The sequence below is a fragment of the Bartonella sp. CL25QHWL genome, from assembly GCF_042195335.1.
Classification (GTDB): Bacteria; Pseudomonadota; Alphaproteobacteria; order Rhizobiales; family Rhizobiaceae; genus Bartonella.
Window position 1 is genome coordinate 1 of record NZ_JBHIOE010000036.1, and the last position, 4647, is coordinate 4647.

Consider the following 4647-nt stretch of genomic DNA (forward strand, 5'->3'; position numbering starts at 1 on the left):
ATAATATCACCCTATCAGAAAGCTATGATACCTCTAACGCAAAAGAAAAGCATGAAAAGTCTTTTGCTGGTGTGACAGGCTCTGTCAATGTGGGCATTCTTGGTACAGTAAAAGATGTAAAGGATGCAGTCAAACGTTTTGGTCATGGGGATACAAAACACAAAATCGGTAATGGTCTTATTGCTGGTCTAAAAGGCTATGATCTCTATAGCAAAGGCAAAGGTCTTTATAATGGGATGAAAGGTGGAAACAAACAGTCTATTCGTGATATTGCTGATGTTTCTGCTAGCGTAACCGTGGGCTTTAAGACAGAGAAGGAGGAGGCATCGGTTCAGACATCTACTGCGGTGACAGGTACAATAGAAGCAGGACGCGCTGTTAATATGCAAGCCCACAAAGGCAGCATCCATGGTGTTGGAGCCGATATTATTGCCGGCACAAACCCGATGCAAAGCAATGATAAACAGAGTGGAAATATCACCATGGGAGCAGGTGAAGATATCACTTTTGAAAGTGCGCAAAATACGCAAAGCACACAAAATCATACGCAAAGCGCTTCGATGAATGTTGGGTATAGTTATGGTACCGGTGGTCCAGGGTGGATGGGGAATGCTTCTTTTGGTAAAGGCAAGGGTTCCAGTGAGGAGGTTCAACAGAAGAACAGCCATATTATTGGCACCGGCACAGTTCACACAACGAGTGGGGCAAACACCACATTGGCAGGTGCTGTGGCTTCTGGAGAGCGTGTAGAAATGGAAGTAGGGGGTGATTTTACCGTTGTCAGCCGCAGTGATACGGGACAAAGTTCCAGCAAGCAAGACTCTTTTTCTATTGGGTTTAATGGTGGAAAAAAGGATGGTACAGCCACAACCAATATTTCCTTGAACAAGGATAAATCCTCTAGTGATTATCATAGTGTTGTGGAACAATCAGGCATCAAATCGGGTGATGGCGGTTTTAAGATCAACGTTAAAGATAAAACAACGCTGACCGGAGGACTTATTTCCAGCACAGCCTCGGCGGACAAAAACAGCCTGACCACAGGAAGCATCAGCACCAGTGATATCAGCAACAGTGCGCATGCGCAAGCTAGCAGCCAAGGTTTAAGCATTTCAGCAGGTGGTCCGATGTATCAGGGAAAATATGGTGTCGGGAAAAACATTGCTAAAAATGTCTTAGATCATTCAAAAGCTAAAGATTCAGAGGAAGGATATACCAAATCTGCTATCAGCAATGGCACTATCGTCATTACTGATGAAGCAGGGCAGAAGGCGTTGACAGGACAAGACGTGGAACAAGCCATAGCCTCCCTTAATCGGGATACTGCCACCGCCCATAAGGGTGTACAACAGCTCGATGTAGGCAAGCTGGAACAAATCGTCCATGAAAACCGTGAAATGGCAACTCAACTCTTAGAAGAAGGGTTTAAATACAGCGATGACTCCTATAAAACCATGTTTATCAAAGAGCACCCCATCGCCGTGGTGGATCGTGATGAAAATGGCAATACAATCTATGAAATAGATGCGAATGGGGTACCTATAAGAGATGCTCGTGGACAAAAAATCCCCAAGTTCCATTATTTAACGGATGAAGAAAAGCAGCATTTGCAAGAAGGCTCTGATGGCAAAGTGCATGTGTCCTTTAATGGCATCTTTACGCCACCCTATGAAGCTGCTGTTTATGCAGAGCAACATGCGGAGAATAAAAATGAACCGCTTTATTTTGTTGTGTTCCCAGAAGCTGATTCTGCTATCTCAGAACTTCTAGTCGCGGGCTATCAGAAGTTTATGGAAAATAACTTTTGGGGTTTGACCAATTCAACACAAGAAGCAAAAGATTTGATGTATAGCTATGGTCTTACAGGATTAGAACTTTATGGACATAGTCGCGGGACAATGACATTGGGGAATATGCTGAATTCTTTCAAACAAGAAGGTGTTCACGGTATAGCCAACGAAAACACGACTATCAATCTCTATGGACCAGCCTTTAATGTTTTAGTTGCAGCCGGTCTGTTAGATTATGTGAGTGATGGCAAACAAACCACTATTGGCTTTGATGGGAATAGATATGACTTTGTCAGCAGAATTATTGGCGGCAATGGCTATACCTACGGGACACTCCCTGCTGGCAGTAACGTTTGGACAGAATGGTTGAGAGTGGCTACAAATCCCATAAGTTCCCATACTTGCCTTGGAGATGCAGGTTATAAATGTAGATATGATTATGGTTCATCTCATCGTGAACAATTTCCTTTAAGTAAATCATGGAGTAAAAAATGAAACACATCGTAAAATTATTAAGTGCTGTAACTTTGTTAAGTATAGCTGGATGTCAGTTTAATAAACCTCCTTCAGGATATTTGACTGCTTGGGAAAAATCAGGAGCAGATTTTACAGAGATAGGAAAAGGCTTGTTAGAATGTGGCATGCCAACCCCTTATGATAAGGATCCAGAAAGCAGCAAGCTCAGTAATAATGCAATAGCAACAATTCATGCTTGTATGGTTCAATCAGGATTCCGCTATAAAGATGAAAGGGGGGGGGGATGGTGTGTAAACCATAAAGCCGAAAACTTGCCCATTTGTCGTCCAGGTGCTGTGATCCCGAGGCCCAGTGTCAAGAAGCGCTTGAACAGCCCTTTTTGTAAAAAATATAAAAATGCACCTGAATGCAAACCTTAAGTTTTGCAGCTAGTGATGATCAACAATCCGCTATCCTTGCCTTCGCTTGGAATGGCGGGATTGTTTTCTCAATCTAACATCTCAATATTGTTCACCGTTGTTTTAAGCAGCGGTGACAGGAAATATCAACAAGCTTCCGAGCTGTTTATTGTAAATAAATCCATTGAAAGAGGGGAATAATGAAGAAAATCTTAAAACTGTTGAGTTGTATAGCTCTGTTAAGTATCACTGGATGTGTTAACTCAATTCCCTCACTTTCTCCAGCATTATGGAGAAATAAAATACTTTTAGAATGTGGAGTACCGGACCTTAATAAGGTTGTGGCGCTAGATTTGAATCAATTTGCCAGTATTGAAATGTGTATGGCGCAATCAGGTTTTCGCCCTAGCTTTACAATACAAGATTGGTGTGAGAACCATAAATCAGACAACCTTCCCATATGTCGTCCTGGTGCTGTCATGCCTCAGCGAAGTGTTGAGAGACGCTTAAATAGCTCTTATTGTAAAAAGCATTCAGAACAACTTGAATGCAAACCTTAAGTCTTGCTTCAGCAGAGAAAGCCTTGTCCATCCTTACGTGACAAGGTTTTTTTATGCCGCGTCACTTTGACGTTGCTGTTTTGCTTGTTCGATTACATTCAAAAGATCTGATTGTAACCAACGCGATAAAAAACCAAATTTTAAAGGTTTTGGGAGAGAGCCATTGGTTACATGACGGCGGAAAGTTGAGACACTCATATGAAGCAATTTTGCACTTTCACGGTCTGTTAAAAGAATATCATTTTCTGTCATATTAAAATCCTTTCACTATAAAAATGGTAACAAATCATAACTATTTATTAACCACATTTTGGTTCATTTAGAAAGATGTTTTATTCATAGAAAACAATATTTTATTATACAATTTCTGATGTGATAATTTATGAGTCTTATTGAGAAAGAATGAGAGAAAAGAGAGCTAAAGTTATCCACAGATAATGGGGTTATTCACCCCATATCTTAAGATTGACCCGTGACATAAGCCGCCCATTTATCCATATAGACACGGCGCTGTTCTAGATAATCAGTACGACGATAGGCACGCTCTACTTTGCCGCCAACTGTATGACTTAGAATAGTTTCAGCGACCTCATAGGGGGCATCGGTTGTTTCAGCAAGCCAATCGCGTAAACTAGAGCGAAAACCATGCGGGCAGGCTTCAAGTTTATTGTCTCTCATATATTGAGCCATACACTTCTCAGCGAGGGGACCGCGACCTTTAGCAGAAAAAAAGAAATCATTACGAGAAAGCAATCGTGCTTGTTTTAAAATGTCTAATGCTTCAGTTGATAAAGGCACGCGAAATTCTTTTGTTGTATCACGCTTGCCTTTCATATTTTCAGCAGGTATGGTCCATATATCCCCATCAATTTGATCTTTATGAATATGACGTAAAGGATTGGTACGAACACCTGTCAGAATAAGCAAACGCAAAGCCAGTTGTGTTATGGTTGATGCTTCACAGAGTGTTTTATAAAAAGCCGGAACCTCTCTCCAATCCATGGCTGGTCTATTAGTGACCTTATGGCGTTGTTTTCCTAAGAGAGCTTTTGCTTTTTCTACAGCTTGTAAATCAACATCTACACCTAATGCAGCCGCATGTTTGAGACAAAGATTAAGACGTATCAATGCTGTTCGAGCAATTACAGCCTTTGTATGCCAAATGGGAGAAAGGGTATTGCGTATCTCTGTTTGCGTAATCTCAGAAACGGGTAAACAGCCTAATTTAGGGAGAATATGAAGGCGTAAAGGTGTAAACCATTTACCATTTTTACCATCACCTTTTAATTCAGCTTTACGAGTTTCAAAAGTATCTAGTGCAATATCTTTTAAGTAATGGAGATTGCTTATTGCCTCACGCTTTTGTTTATTACGTTCTTTAATAGGATCACGCCCTTCACGTAAAACAGCACGCCATTGCAT

The 4647-nt window shown here is 41.1% G+C and carries 5 protein-coding genes; 3 read left to right on the plus strand and 2 right to left on the minus strand.

Annotation, left to right across the window (positions count from 1 at the left end):
• The 3 genes from ACFILY_RS09035 to ACFILY_RS09045 form a co-directional block, all read left to right on the plus strand.
• Positions 1-2285, plus strand: a 2285-nt coding sequence (locus tag ACFILY_RS09035) for a hemagglutinin repeat-containing protein (RefSeq protein WP_375637908.1), incomplete at its 5' end; no start/stop codon positions are given.
• On the plus strand, positions 2282-2686 hold the full coding sequence (locus tag ACFILY_RS09040) for a hypothetical protein (RefSeq protein ID WP_375631993.1): 405 nt from the start codon (positions 2282-2284) through the stop codon (positions 2684-2686). The genes ACFILY_RS09035 and ACFILY_RS09040, both read left to right, overlap by 4 nt.
• 179 nt (positions 2687-2865) lie before the next feature.
• On the plus strand, positions 2866-3225 hold the full coding sequence (locus tag ACFILY_RS09045; RefSeq protein ID WP_375624232.1) for a hypothetical protein: 360 nt from the start codon (positions 2866-2868) through the stop codon (positions 3223-3225).
• Positions 3226-3276: 51 nt separating this feature from the next.
• On the opposite strand, the gene ACFILY_RS09050 is transcribed toward ACFILY_RS09045, so the two are convergent.
• Both ACFILY_RS09050 and ACFILY_RS09055 read right to left on the minus strand, forming a co-directional pair.
• Complete coding sequence (locus ACFILY_RS09050) at positions 3277-3477, minus strand: AlpA family transcriptional regulator (RefSeq protein ID WP_007347209.1); 201 nt, start codon at positions 3475-3477, stop codon at positions 3277-3279.
• Between the two features lie 207 nt (positions 3478-3684).
• The gene (locus tag ACFILY_RS09055) at positions 3685-4647 is read right to left on the minus strand and encodes a tyrosine-type recombinase/integrase (protein WP_375637907.1); all 963 of its coding nucleotides are present in this window, start codon (positions 4645-4647) and stop codon (positions 3685-3687) included.

Excerpts from the sequence above, each read along its gene's own strand:
- ACFILY_RS09040 (WP_375631993.1), top strand. The coding sequence starts at position 2,282 with ATGAAACACATCGTAAAATTATTAAGTGCTGTAACTTTGTTAAGTATA.
- ACFILY_RS09045 (WP_375624232.1), top strand. The coding sequence starts at position 2,866 with ATGAAGAAAATCTTAAAACTGTTGAGTTGTATAGCTCTGTTAAGTATC.
- ACFILY_RS09050 (WP_007347209.1), bottom strand. The coding sequence starts at position 3,477 with ATGACAGAAAATGATATTCTTTTAACAGACCGTGAAAGTGCAAAATTG.
- ACFILY_RS09055 (WP_375637907.1), bottom strand. The coding sequence starts at position 4,647 with ATGCAATGGCGTGCTGTTTTACGTGAAGGGCGTGATCCTATTAAAGAA.